Origin of the sequence: Sphingorhabdus contaminans (genome assembly GCF_007280415.1) — a bacterium.
Taxonomy (GTDB): Bacteria; Pseudomonadota; Alphaproteobacteria; order Sphingomonadales; family Sphingomonadaceae; genus Sphingorhabdus_B; species Sphingorhabdus_B contaminans.
Window position 1 is genome coordinate 1,307,915 of record NZ_VKKU01000001.1, and the last position, 20,037, is coordinate 1,327,951.

General features: G+C 57.1%; 17 protein-coding genes. 4 read left to right on the plus strand and 13 right to left on the minus strand.

The features are described from left to right. Window positions 1-2 precede the first annotated feature (2 nt). The 10 genes from FOM92_RS06370 to FOM92_RS06415 all read right to left on the minus strand — a co-directional run bounded on the left by FOM92_RS06370 (window position 3) and on the right by FOM92_RS06415 (window position 11,834). Window positions 3-509, minus strand: coding sequence for a sarcosine oxidase subunit gamma (locus FOM92_RS06370; protein WP_143775923.1), 507 nt, complete (start codon window positions 507-509; stop codon window positions 3-5). Further along, window positions 502-3,363, minus strand: coding sequence for a 2Fe-2S iron-sulfur cluster-binding protein (locus tag FOM92_RS06375; protein WP_143775924.1), 2,862 nt, complete (start codon window positions 3,361-3,363; stop codon window positions 502-504). Before FOM92_RS06375 ends, FOM92_RS06370 begins: the two co-directional genes overlap by 8 nt. After that, the gene (locus FOM92_RS06380) at window positions 3,360-3,632 is read right to left on the minus strand and encodes a sarcosine oxidase subunit delta (protein WP_143775925.1); all 273 of its coding nucleotides are present in this window, start codon (window positions 3,630-3,632) and stop codon (window positions 3,360-3,362) included. The genes FOM92_RS06375 and FOM92_RS06380 overlap by 4 nt, the downstream gene beginning before the upstream one ends. Continuing rightward, window positions 3,632-4,885, minus strand: a complete 1,254-nt coding sequence (locus FOM92_RS06385) for a sarcosine oxidase subunit beta family protein (protein WP_143775926.1) — start codon at window positions 4,883-4,885, stop codon at window positions 3,632-3,634. Before FOM92_RS06385 ends, FOM92_RS06380 begins: the two co-directional genes overlap by 1 nt. Continuing rightward, window positions 4,882-5,217 (minus strand): cupin domain-containing protein, encoded by a 336-nt coding sequence (locus tag FOM92_RS06390; RefSeq protein WP_143775927.1) that lies wholly within the window; start codon window positions 5,215-5,217, stop codon window positions 4,882-4,884. Before FOM92_RS06390 ends, FOM92_RS06385 begins: the two co-directional genes overlap by 4 nt. Next, entirely contained in the window at window positions 5,214-6,464 is a 1,251-nt protein-coding gene (locus FOM92_RS06395) for an aromatic ring-hydroxylating oxygenase subunit alpha (RefSeq protein ID WP_143775928.1), read from the minus strand. Before FOM92_RS06395 ends, FOM92_RS06390 begins: the two co-directional genes overlap by 4 nt. Before the next feature lie 3 nt (window positions 6,465-6,467). After that, window positions 6,468-8,975, minus strand: a complete 2,508-nt coding sequence (locus FOM92_RS06400) for a GcvT family protein (protein ID WP_143775929.1) — start codon at window positions 8,973-8,975, stop codon at window positions 6,468-6,470. Between the two features lie 134 nt (window positions 8,976-9,109). Beyond that, a complete protein-coding gene (locus FOM92_RS06405) occupies window positions 9,110-9,826 on the minus strand; it encodes a hypothetical protein (protein WP_143775930.1) in 717 nt (238 codons plus the stop codon). 13 nt (window positions 9,827-9,839) lie between these two features. Next, the gene (locus FOM92_RS06410) at window positions 9,840-11,048 is read right to left on the minus strand and encodes a toxic anion resistance protein (RefSeq protein WP_143775931.1); all 1,209 of its coding nucleotides are present in this window, start codon (window positions 11,046-11,048) and stop codon (window positions 9,840-9,842) included. An 81-nt stretch (window positions 11,049-11,129) separates the two neighbouring features. Beyond that, a complete protein-coding gene (locus tag FOM92_RS06415) occupies window positions 11,130-11,834 on the minus strand; it encodes an arylesterase (protein WP_143775932.1) in 705 nt (234 codons plus the stop codon). A 42-nt stretch (window positions 11,835-11,876) separates the two neighbouring features. On the opposite strand from FOM92_RS06415, the gene FOM92_RS06420 reads away from it, so the two are divergent. Then, window positions 11,877-12,548, plus strand: coding sequence for an ABC transporter ATP-binding protein (locus tag FOM92_RS06420; RefSeq protein WP_211347354.1), 672 nt, complete (start codon window positions 11,877-11,879; stop codon window positions 12,546-12,548). Next, a complete protein-coding gene (locus tag FOM92_RS06425; RefSeq protein ID WP_143775934.1) occupies window positions 12,545-15,043 on the plus strand; it encodes an ABC transporter permease in 2,499 nt (832 codons plus the stop codon). Before FOM92_RS06420 ends, FOM92_RS06425 begins: the two co-directional genes overlap by 4 nt. On the opposite strand, the gene FOM92_RS06430 is transcribed toward FOM92_RS06425, so the two are convergent. Then, window positions 15,040-15,996: a bile acid:sodium symporter family protein gene (locus FOM92_RS06430; protein ID WP_246087170.1), complete on the minus strand. Its 957-nt coding sequence runs from the start codon at window positions 15,994-15,996 to the stop codon at window positions 15,040-15,042. The two genes, FOM92_RS06425 and FOM92_RS06430, sit on opposite strands and share 4 nt — an antisense overlap. A 126-nt stretch (window positions 15,997-16,122) precedes the next feature. Between FOM92_RS06430 and FOM92_RS06435 the strand changes: the two genes are divergently transcribed. Together FOM92_RS06435 and FOM92_RS06440 are read left to right on the plus strand one after the other, a co-directional pair. Next, complete coding sequence (locus FOM92_RS06435; RefSeq protein WP_170226802.1) at window positions 16,123-17,058, plus strand: tetratricopeptide repeat protein; 936 nt, start codon at window positions 16,123-16,125, stop codon at window positions 17,056-17,058. A gap of 38 nt (window positions 17,059-17,096) precedes the next feature. Next, window positions 17,097-17,975 carry a hypothetical protein gene (locus FOM92_RS06440; protein WP_143775936.1) on the plus strand — a complete coding sequence of 293 codons (879 nt, stop codon included), beginning with the start codon at window positions 17,097-17,099 and terminating at the stop codon, window positions 17,973-17,975. Window positions 17,976-18,060: 85 nt separating this feature from the next. Here FOM92_RS06440 and FOM92_RS06445 read toward each other — a convergent pair whose 3' ends face one another. After that, window positions 18,061-18,432 carry a hypothetical protein gene (locus FOM92_RS06445; RefSeq protein ID WP_143775937.1) on the minus strand — a complete coding sequence of 124 codons (372 nt, stop codon included), beginning with the start codon at window positions 18,430-18,432 and terminating at the stop codon, window positions 18,061-18,063. 138 nt (window positions 18,433-18,570) lie between these two features. Beyond that, on the minus strand, window positions 18,571-19,971 hold the full coding sequence (locus FOM92_RS06450; protein WP_143775938.1) for a family 43 glycosylhydrolase: 1,401 nt from the start codon (window positions 19,969-19,971) through the stop codon (window positions 18,571-18,573). Between the last annotated feature and the right edge of the window lie 66 nt (window positions 19,972-20,037).

Here is a 20,037-nt window from a genome sequence, read left to right on the forward strand (position 1 = left end):
TGTCAGTGATGCGCCGCCGTCGTGAGCGACGCCCAGAGCCAGGGCGCAAAGCTGCGCCAGACTTCGACATGGAACCGGTCCTCGCCCAACCGTAGCAATATGATTTCCACCGTTTCAAAAATGGTCCGGGTTGCCCGGCCAGTTGCAAATTTATCGAGATCAAGCGGGCAGCGAGTGCGCAGTATCTCGGCGCTGCGCGGACCTTCCACGACAAGGCAGATTGCCCGCTCGCTAATGTCGACGAGCGACACCGGCAGACCGGCACCGCTGACCATATTGTACCCTGCGGGTGCGCGAAGCAGCCATTCGTCCGGGCCGAGACAGGCAATCCCCTCTTCCGTCGCACCGATTTTCTTTGGGACCTTGACGCCCAGCAACGTCTCGAGCGCCTGCGCCTGACGGGCACGCAGCGAATAGCGTGTCATTGGTACCGCCAGGCTAATCGAAATGCCCTCACCGATAAAAGGCGCGAAAGGAACCGGTTCAGTGCGTGCTAGATTATCAGACATGCAGACGCGCTCCTTCTGGATCGTAAAACACCATCGACGTTACGGTCGCTCTAATCACGCCGTCGGGCATCGGAACATAGATTGTTTCCCCCATGATTGCATGGCCGTTGGCAACAAGCCCGATAGCGATCGAGCGCCCCAGCGTTTCGCTCCAGTAGGAAGAGGTCACATGTCCGATCATGGTCATGGGAACAGGCTGCTTTGGATCTGCTACAATCTGCGCGCCTTCTTCAAGGACCATATTGGGGTCTTCGGTCAGCAAACCGACAAGTTGTTTGCGGCCCGCAGCAACAATATCCGGTCGGGCAAGCGAACGACGTCCGACAAAGTCCGGTTTTTTCTTGCCGACGGCCCAGTCCAGTCCGGCATCATAAGGCGTAACCGTACCGTCTGTGTCCTGTCCGACAATGATGAAGCCTTTTTCCGCACGTAGAACATGCATCGCCTCGGTACCATAGGGTGTAATTCCATAGTCGGCGCCATCGGCCATCAACCGTTCCCAAAGCGCGCGGCCATAGGCGGTGGGAACGTTTATCTCGAAGCCCAGTTCACCGGTGAAGCTGACGCGGAAAAGGCGTGTCGGTACTCCGCAAATCAGGCCTTCGCGGACAGTCATATGCGGAAATGCCTCTGGCGAAAGGTCGATGCCTTGTACCAGCGGCTCTAGCAATTTGCGGGCATTGGGCCCCTGCAGCGCAATGACCGCATATTGCTCGGTCGTGCTCGTCAGCCAGACGTTGAGATCAGGCCATTCCGTCTGGAGATAGTCCTCCATCATGTTGAGCACCCGTGCCGCGCCGCCGGTGGTCGTGGTCAGGTGGAAACGGTCCGGCGCTAACCGTGCCGAAACGCCGTCATCGGTGATGAAACCATCTTCCTTGAGCAGAAGGCCATAACGGCAGCGACCGGGCTCAAGCGCCTTCCACGGATTGGTATACATGCGGTTCAAAAACTCGGCCGCATCCGGGCCGACGACCTCAATTTTGCCCAGGGTTGATGCATCAAAGATCCCGACGCCGCCGCGCACCGCGCGGCATTCGCGGTTGACTGCTGCATGCATATCTTCCCCGGGCTGCGGGAAGTAACGCGCCCTGCGCCATTGTGCGACCAATTCGAACACCGCGCCATTTTCTTCGGCCCAGCCGTCGATATTCGTGGTGCGTGTCGCCTGGAACAGCGCACCCTTTGCGTGGCCAGCTAGAGCGCCAAAGGTCTGGGGCGTATAGGGCGGACGAAAGGTTGTAAGGCCGATATCGGGAACCGCCTTTGCCAAAGCGGTCGAGGCAATTTGAAGACCATTCAGGTTTGATGTTTTTCCCTGATCCGTTGCCATGCCATTGGTGGTGTATCGTTTGATATGCTCGATCGACCGGAACCCTTCGCGCACCGCCAAATTGATGTCCTTGGCGGTCACATCATTCTGGAAATCGACAAAGGCCTTGATCCGTGCCTGATCCCTGAGTGTCGGCAGAACGTCGAAAACGGCCCCTTTGCCAAAATCCCAATCGCCGGCGCAGGCCCCGATACTGCGGCAATTTTCGTTGGCCTGATCCGGCACATAAGCGCCCAGATCATCGCGCCATTTCAGACTTCCCTTGCTGTGTGACCACAGATGGACGCTGGGTGTCCATCCGCCTGCCATCAATAGCGCGTCGCACGGGATGGTGCGGCGGGCATTGCCGTTGTTGGCACATATCTCAATGGAATTGACCTGATGCCGTCCACTCACACCAATGACGCTGTGATCAAGATGCACGCTAATGCCCAGTGCCGCAGCTTCTGCTTTCAGATCTCCATCCACATCCGTGCGGGCGTCAATGATGGCAGCAATCGCAATTCCCGCCTTCTTCAAGGCAAAGACATCATGCCAGCCACTGTCATGCACGGCCATCAGGGCAAGGGATTTACCGACGGCGACACCATAGCGGTTTGCAAATGTCTTGGCCGCAGAAGACAGCATGACGCCCGGCGTATCATTGCCATCGAACACCAATGGACGTTCTATAGCGCCTTGCGCCAACAGCACTTCGCCCGCCCGAATACGCCACAGTTTTTCGCGCGGACCATCGCTGTTTTCCGGCAAATGATCCGTCAACCGCTCGACAGCCCCGATGAAATTGTCATGGTAATAGCCAAAGGCCGTCGTCCGCGTCAGGATCGTGACTTTGGCCGCCGCGTTCAACGCCTTCATGCTGCGCTCAAGCCAGGGCCACAATGCCGGATCGGCAAGTGCGCCGCCGCCCGCCTCATCCTGTTCATCGATCAAGATGACGCGTTTTCCTGTGCCCGATGCCTCCAGCGCTGCGTCCAGACCTGCAGGTCCCGCGCCGACAATCAGCAGATCGCAATGCGCATAGGTTGCGGTATAGGTGTCGGGGTCATTTTCCGTCGGTGCGTCCCCCAAGCCCGCCATTTTGCGGATGGCAGGTTCATAGAGCCGCTCCCAAAAGGAACGCGGCCACATGAAGGTCTTGTTGTAAAAGCCTGCCGGAAAGAACATTCCAAGCCGGTCGTTGATTGCGCCAAAGTCAGTCTTGAGTGAGGGCCAGCGGTTCTGGCTGCTGGCGTTCAACCCGTCATGCAATTCCACATTGGTCGCACGCAGATTTGGTGTGAAACGCCCGGGACCACGATGGATCGACACAAGGGCGTTAGGCTCCTCGTTGCCCGCAGCCAGCACGCCGCGTGGCCGGTGATATTTGAACGACCGCCCAAAAAGCGTAACGCCGTTGGCCAATAGGGCCGATGCCAGCGTATCACCGGCAAAGCCCTGATAGGTTTTTCCGTCAAACCGGAACGTGACCGGCTTGCTGCGGTCGACACGGCCACCGGCAGGCAAACGATAGCCGCTCATTTGCGCGGCTCCCCAGCCTTATAGGTTGTTTCGAACTTGTCGGTCACGGTATCGCGAACGGCATTGAAAAAACGGCCGCAGCCATGGGTATGCCGCCAGCGTTCATGATGCCGTCCACGTGGATTGGCGCGGAAGAACAGGAAACGCTCCCATTCCTCGTCGCTATAGCTGTCGGGGTTTGCGGGGCGAGCGATATGCGCCTGACCGGCATAGGCAAATTCGATTTCGGGACGCTGTTCGTCGCAATAGGGACAATGGATCAGGATCATCAGTGTGCCACCGCCGCTGCTGCCGCCTCGTCGATCAACCGGCCGTTGCGGAAACGGTCGAGATTGAAGGGCGCATTGATTGGATGTGGCTCGTCCTTGGCCATGGTATAGGCCAGCAGATCTCCTGCCCCCGGCGTGGCCTTGAACCCGCCTGTCCCCCATCCGCAGTTTACATAAAGGCCCTTGACCGGGGTCTTTCCTAATATGGGCGACCGGTCAGGCGTCACATCGACGATACCGCCCCATGTCCGCAACATTCGCACCCGCCGGTAAATCGGAAAAATCTCGCAGATCGCGGCCAGAGTATGCTCGACAATATGCAAGGCGCCGCGTTGCGAATAGCTGACATATTGGTCGGTCCCCGCACCAATCACCAACTCGCCTTTGTCCGACTGGCTCATATAAGCATGGACCGTGTTCGACATCACGACACAGGGGAAAGTCGGCTTGATGGGTTCGGACACCAATGCCTGCAGCGGATAGCTTTCGAGCGGGAAGTCGAGACCTGCCATCTGCATGACGACCGAGGTGTTTCCTGCCGCCGACACGCCCACCCGTTTCGACGCGATATATCCGCGCGTGGTTTCAACACCCTCGACCGCTCCGTCGGTGCCGCGGCGGATGCCGGTGACTGCACAATTCTGGATGATATCCACGCCAAGCGCTGCTGCGGCACGGGCGTAGCCCCACGCTACGGTATCGTGCCGCGCCGTTCCGCCCCGACGCTGCAACGCGGCACCCAACACGGGGTAGCGGGCATCAGGTGATATGTTGAGCGGCGGGCAGTAAGCCTTGGCCTCTTGCGGTGTCAGCCATTCATTATCCACACCGTTCAGCCGGTTGGCGTGGATATGCCGCTTGATGCTCTGGATGTCGTGCACATTGTGCGCCAGCATCATGACGCCGCGCTTGGAGTACATCGTGTTGTAATTGAGTTCCTGGCTCAGGCCGTCCCACAGCTTTACGGCATGGTCGTAAAGATGCGCGCTCTCGTCATAGAGATAGTTGGAACGGATAATGGTCGTATTGCGGCCTGTATTACCCCCGCCAATCCATCCTTTTTCGAGCACCGCCACATTGGTGATGCCATATTTCTTCGCGAGATAATAAGCCGCGCCCAAGCCATGCCCGCCACCACCTACAATGATGGCATCATATGACGCCTTGGGGGCGGCATCGGGCCATTGTTCGGGCCAGTCCTTATGCGCGCCCAGGGCTTTGGCGAACAGGCTGAAGGCGCTGAAGCGTGTCATCGCGAACCTTCCGTCAACGGCGCATAGGCGATGAACATGGTACACCCGCCCTTGCTACCGGCACGGTGCATGGCGCCCGGCATCCTCAGCAGGAAATCTCCGGGACCATAGCTTTCATCGTCATCGAAAAAGTCACCGTCCATCACATAGATTTGTTCGATCTCGTCATGCGCATGCAGCATGCCCAAAGGACCGGGCGCAACCTTCATCAGCATTGTCCGATATCCCCTTGGGTCGTCCAAAAGCGATCGGATCATTTCACCGGGGCGTTCTCCCGGTTGCCAGTCCCCGGCAGACAATTTGACGGAGCCTTGTGACGGCAACTGTGTCATGCCCCCTCCTGCTGCAACGCTTTCAACGATGCAGCCACGTAGAAATCCTTGAAATCCTCAACCAGCTTCTCTTCAACAGCATAGGGCCCCTGACGGTAACCGTCGGAACTGATCCCCTGATGGTTCAGCATCGAAAAATGGCCATCCTGTATGTTCGTAGTGCGCCATAAGGCGGCAATGTGGTCAGGATCATAATCCACGCCTTCGACTGCATCTTCATGCACCAGCCAGCTTGTCCGCAACATCGTCTTGTCGGCCGCCACGGGAGTGAGGGAGAATGTGACAACATGGTCGCAGCAGAAATGATGCCAGCTGTTCGGCTGGGTCCAGACCGAAAGGCTTGAGCTTTCCGGTTCGGTAAAGGGACCGATCAGTTTCTTGCAAGCCAGCTTTCCGTCGATGGATTGGGTCACCGCACCATTGGCCAGCGGCAGTCGCGCCATCCGGTGCCACCATCCATCCGGAAATTCGATGAGCTCGCGGAAAATACCCAGATCTTTCCACTGCGCACGCTTCGCCTCCACCATGGCATCAAAGGCGGCGTCATCCACCACATCGGCTTCGCCATCCTCGGGCAAGCCTTTGCCGAAACCATAAGTGCCGAGCACGCTGATCAGTTCGGGATGTCCCGCGTCGCAATGATAGCATTCGCGGTTATTTTCCATCACCAGTTTCCAGTTGGCATCCTCGATGTAATTGTCTTGGACGACGACCTTCAGACGTTCGATGTCATAGATTCCAATCTGGTCTTCAATATCGGCCTTAACCCGTTCAATAGACGGTGGATTTTCGTCCATGCAAATGAAGATTAGACCGCCGACATTTTCCAGCGCGACCGGATTCAACCCGTAATCCTGCTTGTCGAAATCCTCTGCCATACTGCGCGCGGCAAGCAATTTTCCATCAAGGCCATATGTCCATTGATGGTAAGGGCACATCAGCCGCGGTGCCCGACCGCGCTGCTCCACACAGATTTTCGCGCCACGGTGACGGCAACTGTTCCAGAAAGCGCGGATTTCATTGTCGCGCCCGCGGACAATGATGATCGCATTATGCCCCACCTCGAACACGAAATAATCGCCGGGATTTTTGACGTGCGCGGCCGTGCAGGCATAAAGCCAAACGGATTTCAGCATCATCTGTGTGTCGAAATGGAAAGCCTCTTCGCCCACATATAGTTCGCGTGGCAAAGTGTGGCCTGCCCGATCCTGCTGCAACAATGCTTTGATGGTGTCCAAACGCAACATGGCCTAGCTCCTGAGCGCCGCATTATCCGGATCGAAGGGCGAATCTTCAATGATCGTCGCGCGGTAACGCGTTCCGAGAATTGCGATTTCAAGTTCGGTTCCGGTCACCGCCAGGTCTGGCCGGACAATCGCCAGCGCCAGCGATTTGCCTACACGCCAGCCATAGCCACCGGATGTTGCGCGCCCGACAATTTCGTCGCCGAGATAAATCGCCTCTGACCCGCGTGCATCGGCATCGGTCACGCCATGCACCTCCATCGTGACCAAAGCATTGGCAAATCCCCTGGCCTGCCAGGCGAGCAACGCATCTTTTCCGTGAAAGCCAGGCTTTTTCAGGCTGACAAAGCGGTCCAGTCCGCTTTCAAAGGCGGCATATTCGACCGACAATTCGCGCGGGATCAGCTTGTAGCTTTTTTCAAGCGCCATCGAGGTCATGGCCCGAATACCGAAGGGCTTGATGTTGAATTCAGCCCCGGCAGCCATCAGTTCGTCAAAGATATAGTTCTGCATTTCGATGGGATGATGGATTTCCCATCCCAGTTCGCCGATGAAGTTGACCCGTAGCGCCTCGACCTGCGCGAGGCCGATGCTTATTTTCTTGCCTGTAAGCCAGGGGAAGGCTTCGTTGGAAAGATCGGTATCGGTCAATTTTTGCAAAAGCGCCCGCGATTTCGGTCCGGCCAATACCAGTACACCCATCGACGTTGTCAGCCGTTCGAAATTGACCGACCCGTCTTTTGGCATCGCCTTTTTCAGATAGTCATGGTCGTGCCGTTCATAGGCGCCCGCCGATACCAGATAATAACGCTGCGGTGCCATCTTGTAGACGGTGAATTCGCACCGGACCCCGCCCTTGTCGGTCAGCAAATAGGAAAGCGTAACCCGGCCTACTTTTTTGGGAACGGCATTGGTCAGCAACTGGTCGAGCCAGGCTTCGGCCCCCGGTCCTGAAATCTCGCATTTGGCAAAGGCGCTCATATCCTGAATGCCAACATTTTCATGCACATGGCGGCATTCATTGCCAACATGTGTGAAATAGTTCGAACGCCGGAATGACCATTTTTCGCGGACTACTTCGCCCGGAACAACGGGGTGATTATCGTTCAGCAATACATCCGGCTTGTCGAGATCGGTTTCCGACAGGGCATAGCCCTCCGGTGCAAACCAGTTGGGCCGTTCCCAGCCAAATACGCTGCCAAAGACAGCGCCCAGATCCTTCATCCGGTCATAGCAAGGCGTACGGCGCAGGGCACGCCCCGCCTCGCGCTCTTCGTCAGGATAATGGACAGTGAAAACCTTGGCATAGGCTTCCTCATTCTTTTCGATCAGGAAGCCGCGCCCGGCATAATCGCCAAAGCGGCGCGGATCGACGCCCATCATGTCGATGGTCGGTTCACCATCGACAATCCAGTGGGCAAGCTGCCAACCCGCGCCGCCTGCGGCGGTGACCCCGAAACTATGGCCTTCATTGAGCCAAAAGTTTTTGAGGCCCCATGCCGGTCCGACGATGGGCGACCCGTCGGGCGTATAGGCAATTGCGCCATTGTAAACTTTCTTGATTCCGACTTCGCCAAAGGCCGGAACGCGTTTCATTGCAGCCAGTATATATGGCTCAAGCCGCTCCAGAGCGTCGGGAAACAGCTCATATTCACTGTTGGCCGCCGGTCCGTCGACATAGCAAGCCGGCGCACCGACTTCATAAGGGCCAAGCAGCAGGCCGCCTGCTTCTTCGCGCATATAATAGCTGGCGTCGGATTCACGCAGCACGCCCATTTCAGGCAGTCCGGCCTTTTTGCGGGCCATGATGTCGGGATGCTGTTCGGTGACGATATATTGGTGCTCAACGGGGATCACGGGGATATCCAGACCAACCATCGCCCCTGTCGCCCGCGCAAAATTGCCGGAACAGGAAACGACATGTTCGCATGTTATGTCGCCCTGATCCGTCGATACCAGCCACTCACCATTGGGCCGCTGCGTGATCGCGGTCACGGTCGTATTGCGGTAAATCGTGGCACCGCGCTGTCGCGCGCCTTTGGCCAGGGCCTGGGTCAGATCGGCGGGCTGGATATAGCCATCGTCGGGATGTTGGATGGCGCCGATCACGCCATCAATATTGGCAAGCGGCCAGATTTCCTTGACCTGTTCAGGGGTGAGGAAATTGACGTTTACGCCAATCGTGCGCGCAACGCCGGCATAATAGTGATATTCATCCATGCGGTCGCGGGTCGTCGCCAACCGGATGTTGGTAACTTGCGAAAACCCGGCATGCAGGCCCGTTTCTGCTTCGAGGCTCGGGTAAAGTCCGACAGAATATTGGTGGAGCTTGCCAACGGAATAGCTGAGGTTGAACAACGGCAGCAGGCCAGCCGCATGCCATGTTGAACCCGAAGTCAGTTCCTTGCGTTCCAGCAGGACGACATCGCTCCACCCCATTTTGGCAAGATGGTATAATGTGCTGACGCCCACGACGCCGCCGCCAATAACCACTGCCCGTGCCGTCGTCTTCATGTAACCCCACCCTAGCTTCGATGGGTTTGCTATGTCAGAACAGTCCCGCGCGCAGCAATGCTGTTGAACCGCCAGACGGTCTATATCGGCTATTCTAATAGCTGCTATTAGCTATAATGAAGTTAGAGCAGCGATTATCCGTTCGCGGCTTCGGTGTCGTATTTCAGTTCCAGATAACGTCCACGGACCGCCAGCTTGTCCAGTTCGCCCCGTGAAATCTGGCCAGTCATTGTCTCTATTTCGCGATCAATCAGTTTCAAACCGTCGACAAGCTGCTGTTCGGGGGTTTTGCCGCCATGTTCCTTGCGCTTCAGGCTATCCGGTATGCGCTTATATCCATTGATCAGTTCGGGCAGATGCTCACCCACCAATTTGCGAACTTCGCGCGCCGCGGGGTCATTATCGTCCAAAGTCTGCAACTGGGGGGCCAGTTGATCGAGGCGTATGCCGATATCCTGCATCAATGTGACGGCAGGCGCCGGAAGCGCGGGCCGCTGCGATTCCAGCCATATTTCTGTCTTACCGGCCAAAGTGGCCAGATCTGTCTGGCGCAGACTTTCCGTGGTCGGCATTGGCATATCGGGATAACGCATCAGAAGATATGCCGCCGCCGTGCCGACAAGACCGGTGATCATCACGCCCCAAAAGCCGATGCCGTCAATAATTGCACCGACAATGCCAGCCCCGACCAGGACAGCGCCTACCGCAAGCGCGGCCTTGCTGACCTTGCCCCAGAAATGCGCACGGCGCAGGGCCTGCGACTTGGTGCCAATCGGCGGCATACGCACATTGCGCAGCGCACGACGGCTGCTTTCAAGGATTTCGTCGGATTGCGAAGCGGGGCTGGTCATTCAAATCCTATTTTCAGTTTTCCAACGAGGCGAGAAGTCCGCTGTCCTGCGAGGATTGAAGGGCCTGTGCCTGCCCTTCGGCGCGGGCAATATAGCCTTTCGACTTTTGCACTTCCTGCTCCAGCGCCTCCGACGTCTGCTTCATACTGTCGAGGGCCTTCAGCTTGAACGTGTCGATTGCATCCATGGTGTCATAGATGTTCTGGAACGCACGGCTCAATGTTTCGAGCGGTATCGTCGCGCCTGCGGCTTGTTCATGAATGCGTGCGGTATTGTCACGCAGCAACTGGCCTGTGGAATCGATGATATTGGCCGTTGTCGTATTCAGCGCGGTAATCTGGTCGAGCACGAGCTTCTGGTTTGTCATGGCCTGCGCCACGGTCACCGCCGTCCGCAACGCACCAACCGTGGTCGTCGAGGCGCGGTCGACGCCCTTTACCAGTTCGACATTGTTTTTCTTGACGAGGTCGAGCGCCAGATAGCCTTGCACGGTCACCGCCATCTGCGTCAGTAAATCCTGCGTACGCTGGCGCACGTAGAAAAGCGCGCTTTCCTTGATGGCGCGTGACTTTGCCGGGTCGGAGAGTTCCAGCTCTGCCGCTTTTTCCTCAAGCTTGGCATCCAGTTGCTTGGACATGACGATCATCTGTTCCAGCTTGCCCATGGCAACCCAGAGATTTTGCCGCTCCACATCAATGGCGGCATTGTCCATCAGCAATTCGTCCTTGCCGTTACCCAGCCGTCCGAGGATCGAACTGATATGGGTTTGCGAACTCTGGTAGCTGTCGAAATAATTGCGCAACTTGCTGCCCCAGGGGATGATGCCAAAGAGCTTTTCCTTGGTCATCAGATTGCCCTTTTTCGAAGGATCCAGATCTTCGACAACGCGGCGCAGTTCGGCAAGGTCGGCACCGACACCTGAATTTTCGTCCATCCGCCGGATCGGCTTGTCAAGGAAACGGTTCGACTGAGCCGAAGCCTCCATGATTTCCTTGCGGCCCATATTGGTCAACTGGTCGACGCGCTTGCCGAATTCCGGGCTGTTCACATCCTGCGCGATCAGATCGGCAACATAGGCTTCGACGCGTTCTTCCAGCTTCGACTTCTGCTCGTCCGTGACCGGAACCAGTCCAGCGGCCTGTTGCGGGGCAACTGTCGGCACAGGATCAGGGGGTGTCAGCTTCAATTCGCTGACGGTCTGGGTAACGGTTTCAGTCGACATGGTTACTTTCCTCTGTCTATCAGATACGCAACAGATGGAACGAGTGCCCGACCTTTTCAAGCACTTACGTCCCCAGCTGTATTATTTTTCTAATACAGCGCCTCGTCCATCCATCAATGTGGCTTCGACCAGAGGCGATAATCCTTCGACAACGCGCGTCACGCCTTTCGCATTGGGATGTACATTATCCTTGAGCATCAACGACTTATCCATCACGACGCCTTCGAGAAAGAAGGGATAGAGCTTCGCCCCATATTGTGCGGCAAGTTCGGGATAGAGCGGGTTGAAGGCACGGGCATAATCCGCCCCCAGATTCGGCGCGGCAAGCATACCGGTCAGCACGACCTTGATCTTGCGTCGTTGCAGTTCTTGCAACATCGCCTCCAGATTGGCGCGCGTTTCCGCCGGTTTGATCCCGCGCAACATATCGTTGCCGCCAAGGCCGAGAACGACCAGATCCGGTTTGCGATCGAGATTGTCGAGGACAAAGTTAAGGCGCGTCCGTCCCGCTGCGGTCGTATCGCCCGATACACCGGCATTGTGCACACGGGCATTGATGCCGTCTTCTTTAAGTGCAGCCTGCAATTGGGGGACAAGGCCTTCATTCGGGGCCAGCTGATATCCGGCAAACAGGCTGTCGCCAAAGGCAACTATCAGTTTTTCACCGCCAGCCTGCTCGCCAGCAGCCATTTCGATCGGTTCATCTTCTACAGGATTATTCCCGCATGCCGCCAACCCTTGGATTGCGACAAGAAGCACACCATATATCCAAAAACCTCTGCTCATAAGGACATCTCCTTGCACGCTCCTGTTAACTTGACATCTGATATGGCAATCCGCGCATCAAATGTCACCCTCAGCCTTGGTAGTAATGATGCTGCCGTGTCGATTTTACGCGGTGTCGACCTTGAGATACCTTATGACAGCAGCGTCGCCCTTCTCGGCCCGTCAGGTTCAGGTAAATCGTCGCTGATGGCAGTGCTTGCGGGACTGGAACAGGCAAGCGGCGGAACTGTGCTGGTCGACGGGCTGGATTTCCGGCAACTGAACGAGGATGAACTCGCCCGCGCGCGTCGTGGACGGATCGGCATTGTGCTGCAGGCATTCCACCTGCTTCCCACCATGTCGGCGCTCGAAAATGTCGCCATTCCCATGGAACTTGCCGGAATTGAAAATCCCTTTGCCCGGGCCGAGGCAGAGTTGCAGGCCGTGGGACTGGGGCATCGCCTGACACATTATCCGTCGCAGCTTTCGGGCGGGGAGCAGCAGCGGGTGGCGATTGCACGTGCCATGGCGGCAGCACCGAAGATTATCTTTGCGGATGAGCCGACCGGAAATCTGGACGGCACGACCGGAGCTTCGATTGTCGACCTTCTTTTCGAACGCCGTGCCGCCCTGGGGGCGACGCTGCTGATCATCACGCATGACCCGGAACTTGCCCGCAAATGTGATCGGGTTATCGCCATGCAGGACGGCCACATTGTGGAAAGCGCCGCATGAGCCTTTCGCTTGCCGCCATCTGGCGCATTTCCCGACGTGATCTGTCAACGCGGATCCGCGGACTGCGTTTGCTTGCCATCTGCCTGTTCCTTGGCGTTGCTACCCTTGCCGCGATCGGCAGTCTGACTGCCGGGATCAGCGAAGAACTGTCCCGACGCGGGCAGACCATATTGGGGGGCGATGTCGAAATCGGCATCGCCCAGCGGCAGGCCACTGCGGACGAGCTTGCCGCCATGCGCAAGGTTGGCGCGGTATCCGAAACGGTGCGGTTGCGCGCAATGGCCATCGGCGAGGATAGCCTTCTGGCCGAACTGAAGGCCGTTGATGGACTCTATCCCCATTATGGAAAACTGAGGCTTGCCGGTAACGGTACGGCAAAGACGCCCGAAAAGGGCGAAATCTATATCGGGCCCACCCTGTCCGACCGGCTGGATATCAAACAGAATGAGACGGTCCGCTTTGGCGAAGCGATGTTCAAGGTCGCCGGTATCATTGCCGAAGAACCAGATCGTCTGGGCGAAGGGTTCACGCTTGGCCCCGTGGCAATCATCAATATGGCGTCGTTACCGGATACAAAACTGATCCAGCCGGGCAGCATGTATGAAGCGAAGTACCGCATCAAACTGCCGCCGCAACAGGATGCCACCGCGATTGCCAAATCGCTTGAGGCGCAGTTTCCGTCGGCAGGTTGGGAAATTACCGACCGGTCCAACGGCGCGCCCGGAACGCGGCGTTTCATTGAACGGATGGGCCAGTTTCTGACACTGGTCGGTCTGGCGGCGCTGGTTATCGCAGGGATCGGCGTCGGCAATGGCGTCGGGAGTTACCTCGCCAGCAAACGTGCCAGCATCGCCACGCTGAAAGTGAACGGCGCCGATAGCGGCATCATTTTCCGCATCTATATGCTTCAAATCCTCGCCGTCTCTATCGCGGCTATCTTCGTCGGGCTTGCCGTTGGCAGCGTCATGCCCTTGGCAATCGGCTGGGTTGCGGGCGATATATTGCCCGTTGCGCCGGGCTATACCCTACACCCCCTGCCTCTGGCCGTCAGCGCGCTTTACGGCTTGCTCATCGCCATTGCCTTCGCGTTACCGCCCCTGGCGCGCGCGCGCACGGTTCCCGCAGCGGGGCTGTTCCGTTCCCTTGTGGAAGGGGATTCCCGCATCGACCGGCGCAGTCTGGTCTGGGTAATCGGCGCGATCATCGCCATCATCGCCATTGCCGTCGGAACTGCACGAGAGCCGCTCTTTTCACTCGCATTCGTTGGCGCGGCGTTCGGTTTGCTTCTGCTGCTCACCGGTATTGCCTGGCTGCTGCGGTTCATCGTGGTTCGCCTGCCCCGTCCCAAAGCACCGCTTCCCCGTCTGGCGCTTGCCAATTTGCACCGGCCCGGCGCACAGACTCAGGCTCTGGTTGTGGCACTTGGACTCGGGCTCACGCTGTTTGTTACGCTGGCGACAATTCAGACGAGTATCGGCAACGAAATCAAAAACAGCATCCCCGAACGGGCACCCAGCTTCTTCATTCTCGATATCCCGCGCGACGGCGCAGAGCGTTTTACAGACATGGTCAAGGACGCCGATCCCAAGGCAAACGTGAACATGATCCCGGCGCTGCGCGGGACCATCGTTGAATTTGGCGGCCAGCGCGTAGACCAGTTGAAGGAACTGCCCGAAGGCGCATGGGTGCTGAACGGCGATCGTGGATTAACCTACAGCGCGGAGCTTCCCAAGGGCAGCGAAGTGGTCGCCGGCACATGGTGGCCCAAAGATTATAAGGGGCCGCCGCTCATCAGCCTCGAAGCCGAAGTCGCAGCCACGCTGGGCCTGAAGGTCGGCGACAGTATGACCGTCAGCCTGCTCGGCGTCGAGGTGCCTGCAAAAATTGCCTCCTTGCGGACGGTAAAATGGGACAATTTCGGATTGAATTATGTGATCGTCTTTTCGCCCGGCAGCCTTGATTCCGCACCGCATAATATGGTCGCCACCGTAACGGTTTCAAAACCGGCCGAAGCGGTTCTGGCAAAGGCCTTGCCGCCTGCCTTCCCGTCTGCATCGCTGATCGAAGTGGGTGAAGTCACCGCACAGATTACCACGCTTCTGTCACAAATGGCGCAAGCCATTGCCGCCGCCGCATCCATTGCGATTTTGGCCGGTATCGCCGTTCTCGTTGGGGCGATTGCGGCCGCCCGGCAATCACGGATTTATGACAGCGTCATCATGAAACTTCTGGGATCTTCGCGTGGCCAGATATTGGGGGCGCAGGCGATGGAATATGGCATTCTCGCTTTGGTTCTTGGTGTGTTGTCGCTGGGGCTGGGAATGGCCGCAGGATGGTATGTCGTGGTCGAGATATTCGATTTCAGTTTCGCGCCCGATCCGCTCATTCTGGCGATTACGCTCGTGGGCGGGGCCGGCATCACCTTCATTCTGGGGATAGTGGGCTCGCTTCCGATCCTCGCCGCACGCCCGGCCGAGGCCTTGCGCAGCCTTTAATCGCGGGCGAGACGCTTTGCCAATGGTGCGGAAGCGATCAGCTGCAGCTGGTGGTAGAGGATGGTGGGAACAATCATCAATCCCGCCAGCGTAGGCGGAAAAAGCAGCGCCGCCATTGGTGCACCGATTGCAATGCTCTTGTGCGCCCCTGCGAACAGCAGGCTGATGCGGTCGTCGTGCGAAAATCCCAAGGCCCCGCCAATCATCCACGCCGCGCCAAAAGCGATGCCCAGAAAGATGCCCGCAAAGAACAGCAGGTAGACGAGCGACAGGCCATCAATACCCGCCAAAGCCCCGCTGGTGACGGCGGCACCAAAGGCAACATAGACGGCCAGCAGAATAACGCCGCGGTCAAAAAAGGTCAGCAGATAACGCTGGTCCGCCGCCCATTTGCCGAACCATTTTTGCATTGCTTGCCCGATGACGAACGGCAGCAGCAGCATGGTGATAATCTTTACCACGACATTCCCCCCAACCGCTGCGCCCGAGGCGCTGCCCAGCAGCAGGGCAAAGAGCAACGGTGTCAGGAATATGCCCGAAAGATTGGATAAAGCAGAACCGATGACCGATGCGGCGATATTGCCCCTTGCGAGTGATGTGTAACTGACAGCCGACTGCACCGTGGATGGCAGGATGGCCGCATAGAGCAGGCCGGCCGCGAGCGATGCGGGTAAAAACTGGGCCGCAATCCTCGACAATCCGATTCCGAACAGAGGCATTAACAGGAAGGTGAAGGCCAGCATTGTCCCCTGCAGGCGCCAGCCCAGCATGGCCCGTGCAACCTCCTGACGTGGCAATCGCAAGCCATGCAAGAAAAACAGGACGAAAATTCCCGCAAATGATATATTCTGTGCCCAGGGAAGTGCTTCGTCGGACAGCGGGATCATCCATGCAACCGCGAGCGTAGCAAATAGCAGCAATACGAAATTGTCGGGAAGGAATTTTCGGAGCACGTCGGGCCACTATTGTTAAAGCAGCCGCCTGATGGCTCAAAATTGGCAGAGCAGCAAGCGCGCACTTTACCACATATACAAAGTCATGCTATGTATATCGGGAATTTTTGGAAAAGGACTGATTCAATGGGCATATGGAACCGTAAACTCGTGCTGGTAACTTCGTCGGCAATTCTGGCATTTGCCGCTGTGCCCTCATATTCCGCTGGCGGCGGCGGGGGTGGCGGGGGTGGCGTTCCGAGCCAGTCCGCACCCGAATACGACCCCGCGGTCGACTATCAAAAGGGCGCGACCGCCTTTCGCGCCGGACAATATGCCGACGCGGCAAAGTCCTTCAAACGTGTTGTCGGCGCAATGCCCCGCAACGCCCAGGCCCAATATCTTCTGGGTGCCAGCTATATGGCGCTCTCGGATTTCAAAAAGGCCAAGGGTCCGCTCGCAGCGGCGGTGCGTTATGACGACAAGTTGATCGAGGCCCGTCGGGATCTCGGCATTGTGCATGCCAAACTTGGCGCCGCCGACAAAGCCGGCGAGCAGGTCGCTGCGCTGAAAGCCATGGCGTCCAACTGCGGCACCGGATGCCGTGACGCCGCGCGCCTGAATGACGCCATTGCCAAGGTTGAGGCGGCAGTTGCTGCTGGCAAGACGGCTCTCGGCCCTGTGAAGCCCGATGTCGATCTGGCCCAGGCGATTACGGCGGATGCCGTTTATGTACAGGCGGTCAGCCTCATCAATGAAAAGCGCTATGAAGAGGCGATTGCGCAACTGGACAACGCCCTTTGGGCCGCTGGCCCGCACCCCGATATCCTCACCTATCTCGGCTTCGCAAACCGCAAGCTTCATAAATATGACGTGGCAGAAGGCTATTATCAGGCAGCCCTTTCGATCGCACCGAAGCATCGCGGTGCGCTGGAATATTATGGCGAACTGAAGCTCGAACGCGGAAATGTCGCCGGAGCCAAAGCACATCTGGCGCAACTGGAAACAATTTGCGGCTTCGGCTGTCATGAGGCCGACGAACTGCGCCGCTGGATCAAGGAAGCCGGCTCATCCGCAGGCTAAGCGCGACCTTCGCGACCATTTTACTGGGCGGAGCGGCCTTGGCGGCCTCTCCGTCCGATTTCCTGCAATCATTCTGGTGGACCGCACAGGGCGAAGAACTTGCCGCTGCGAGCACACAGCCCTCCGCTTGCCTCGCGATCAGTGCACAGGATGCCGAACGGGTCAGCGCCGGGCAGGCGCTTTTTAACACCCCTGCCCTGCTCGGCGGACAGGCGGCAAAGGCGGGACTGAACTGCGCCAGTTGCCACGTCAATGGCCGCAACAATCCGTACTTTTTCGTGAAAGGTTTGTCAGGCCAACCGGGGACGGCCGATGTCACGACGGCATTTTTCAGCATGGCGCGCGCCAATGCCGTACAGGATCCGGTCAAGATCCCCGACCTGGCCCAGCCCGGCAAAATATCCCGCGCGCCGGGGGATCCAGCTTTGGAACGCTTTATACGCACGCTGGTCGTCGATGAATTTTCGGGCAAAGAACCAAGCGCCGCAACATTATCCGCACTGGCCGCCTATGTGCGCGCCATAGTGCCTTGCCCGGAGGACCGGCTTCAGAACCGCAATGTCGGGGACCAGATCATGCTGATCGCTGCAGCGGTCCAGGGCGCACAGGACATCCAAAACCGCAATGACCGCGCCACCCTTCACCTGCTGGTGCGCGCCATCCGTCACCAACTGGGCCTGATCCACGAACGTTACAACGGCTCTCGCCTGACCCAACAACGTCAGGCGCTGCTCGACAGTTCGCGGGCGCTGGAACCGTTGGAGGATCAGGACGACCTCGCACAGATCACCCCTGCCCTCCTCGACTGGCACCGGAATTTCGAGGAAACTCTTGTGCCAAAACTGCTGGCAACAGAACGCCATTCGCTCTACGCGACCAAAGTTCTTCGGACGGAACTGAGAAAGCGACGACCGTAGGGCTCTAATCTTCCTTAGTTCAGAAACCTTTTCGCCCAACAAAAAGGGCCGATAGCAAGCTTCGCGAAATCAATTGCGCTTGCGATTATCGGTCTTGGTCCGACGGTAAATAGCGGAGTTCTTCGATTTGTTGAGCGGTCCGTAAGCCTGGATCGGTTGCGATCACCTCAAGTGAAGCCACACGCTCTTGCAGGTGCGCAATCATCGAACGCAATCTCTGATTTTCCTCATCAAGAGATTCAATAGTTTTTTCAGGCTTTGAGGCAATGTCGACATATAATTCGACAAACCCGCATTCGTCACAACGCGACCCGCGCAAGTCGGCGGCGCGAAAGCTTCCTGTCATGCTTTTCCAGAACCCTGGTTTGCCCTCCATCCAGCGAATTCGCGTCCCCGTATCGGGAAGGTAACCGTAACCCGTTGACATACGCCCGCGACATTTTGGACAATCCGCCATTCAAGTGCCTCCAGCTGGATTCACCAATAACACAGTTAAGAAATCGGGCAATCAAACAGCATACAAATATCAGATCAGAAAATTTGGTTCAATTTTATCACATAACAATTCTATCGGATCAGAATGTCGCACCATTTCTCAAATTGTGCATGTCGCTACATCTGATTTAAACACCAGTCCCGTCGTAAGTACGGCTCTAAATACATTATACCCACCGGTATTCGGGAAAAATGCATGAAAAAAGAGCTGCGGTTTGCCGTCCATGCCCGGTGCAACCGACGCGTGGCCGGGCCCCCACCAATTTGGACGAGATTTAAGTAAAGGCTCAGCTTGTTTGACATAGGGACCAAGCGGATTGTCTGCAACGGCCACGCCAATTCCATAAGCGGGCGTCCCAAAATCATTACCTGCGTAAAAGAGCCAGTAACGTCCTTCCTGCTTCGTTACCCATGGACCTTCAATCAAATGCCCTTCCCATTCTAGGTCATTTGCAAGTACGAGCGTTTCGTGACCAATAAGTTGTCCCGTTTCCGACAATAGCTGGCCGTAAATCGGCGTACTCATTGCTTCACGGATTATCGCGGCATCTGGTTCTTCAGAAAGCACCGCTTTAACGTGGCTCCAGTTGTCGAGCACGGCTTCGATCAGGGGCTGCATAAAGAAAAACCGCTCCATCGGCCGCCGTGTTTGGGCGAAGGGAAGAAGTGCGGCCACGACTATCGCGGTTTTACGATCGGTGGGTGCGGTAAAAAGTTGCTCAATCAATTCGGGGCGACGCCCCAATAATCCCGCCAGAGGGCGCGGCCACACACCATTAGTATCTCTTTTCCAGAACAGATAACGGTCGCCATTTGTGTCGATGAATATGTGACTGTCGATCACGCCCCCACTCATTACGGGCTGAGTTCCCGCGTCCACCGCGCCCTCGCTTTGATATGCGAAGCCATCAACCAACGGATCGCCTCGGTCGCGCCAAGGCCCTAAAGGATGGTCTGCTTTAGCAAGACCAATTGCCAGCACATTATCATGCTTTCGCGCCGTGTAGACCAACCAGTATTCGTCACCTATTTTTGCCATTTCAGGCGCCCAAAAATCCGCAAATCCTTTGCCTGTAGCCGCCCATGAGGGCGTCTCGCCTTCGGCAAAGACAAAACCTTTATGCTCCCAAAATTCCAGATCAGCGCTGAATAGAATTGGAAATGCGTCGGCCCCATCGTTTGAGGTAGCAACGAGCCAATAGCCATCTTCCGTTTTCAGCACGGCAGGGTCGCCATAGCCCGCATGTGTTCGTGGACTGAGATTTTCCGTTACCAGTGGCTTCCAGTCCGCAGGTTCGCCCGCACCGATATGGGGCCCATCGAGAACATGTGGCGGACGGCTGCCAATGTCTTTGGCCAAGGTCGCAAAAAAACGCTGATACTCGGCATGGGAACCGTTCGCGATCAAATAGATAAATTCGTCTTCATCGGACTTGACCGTTACTTTTACCCCGTCGCCTTCCGCAATGGCGCTGACGGCAAAATGCTGATTCGTGTTCATAAAGCTCGCATTACCTACTCGCCTCGGTCTAGGAAAGTCTCTAAATATGATTTATATGATATAATT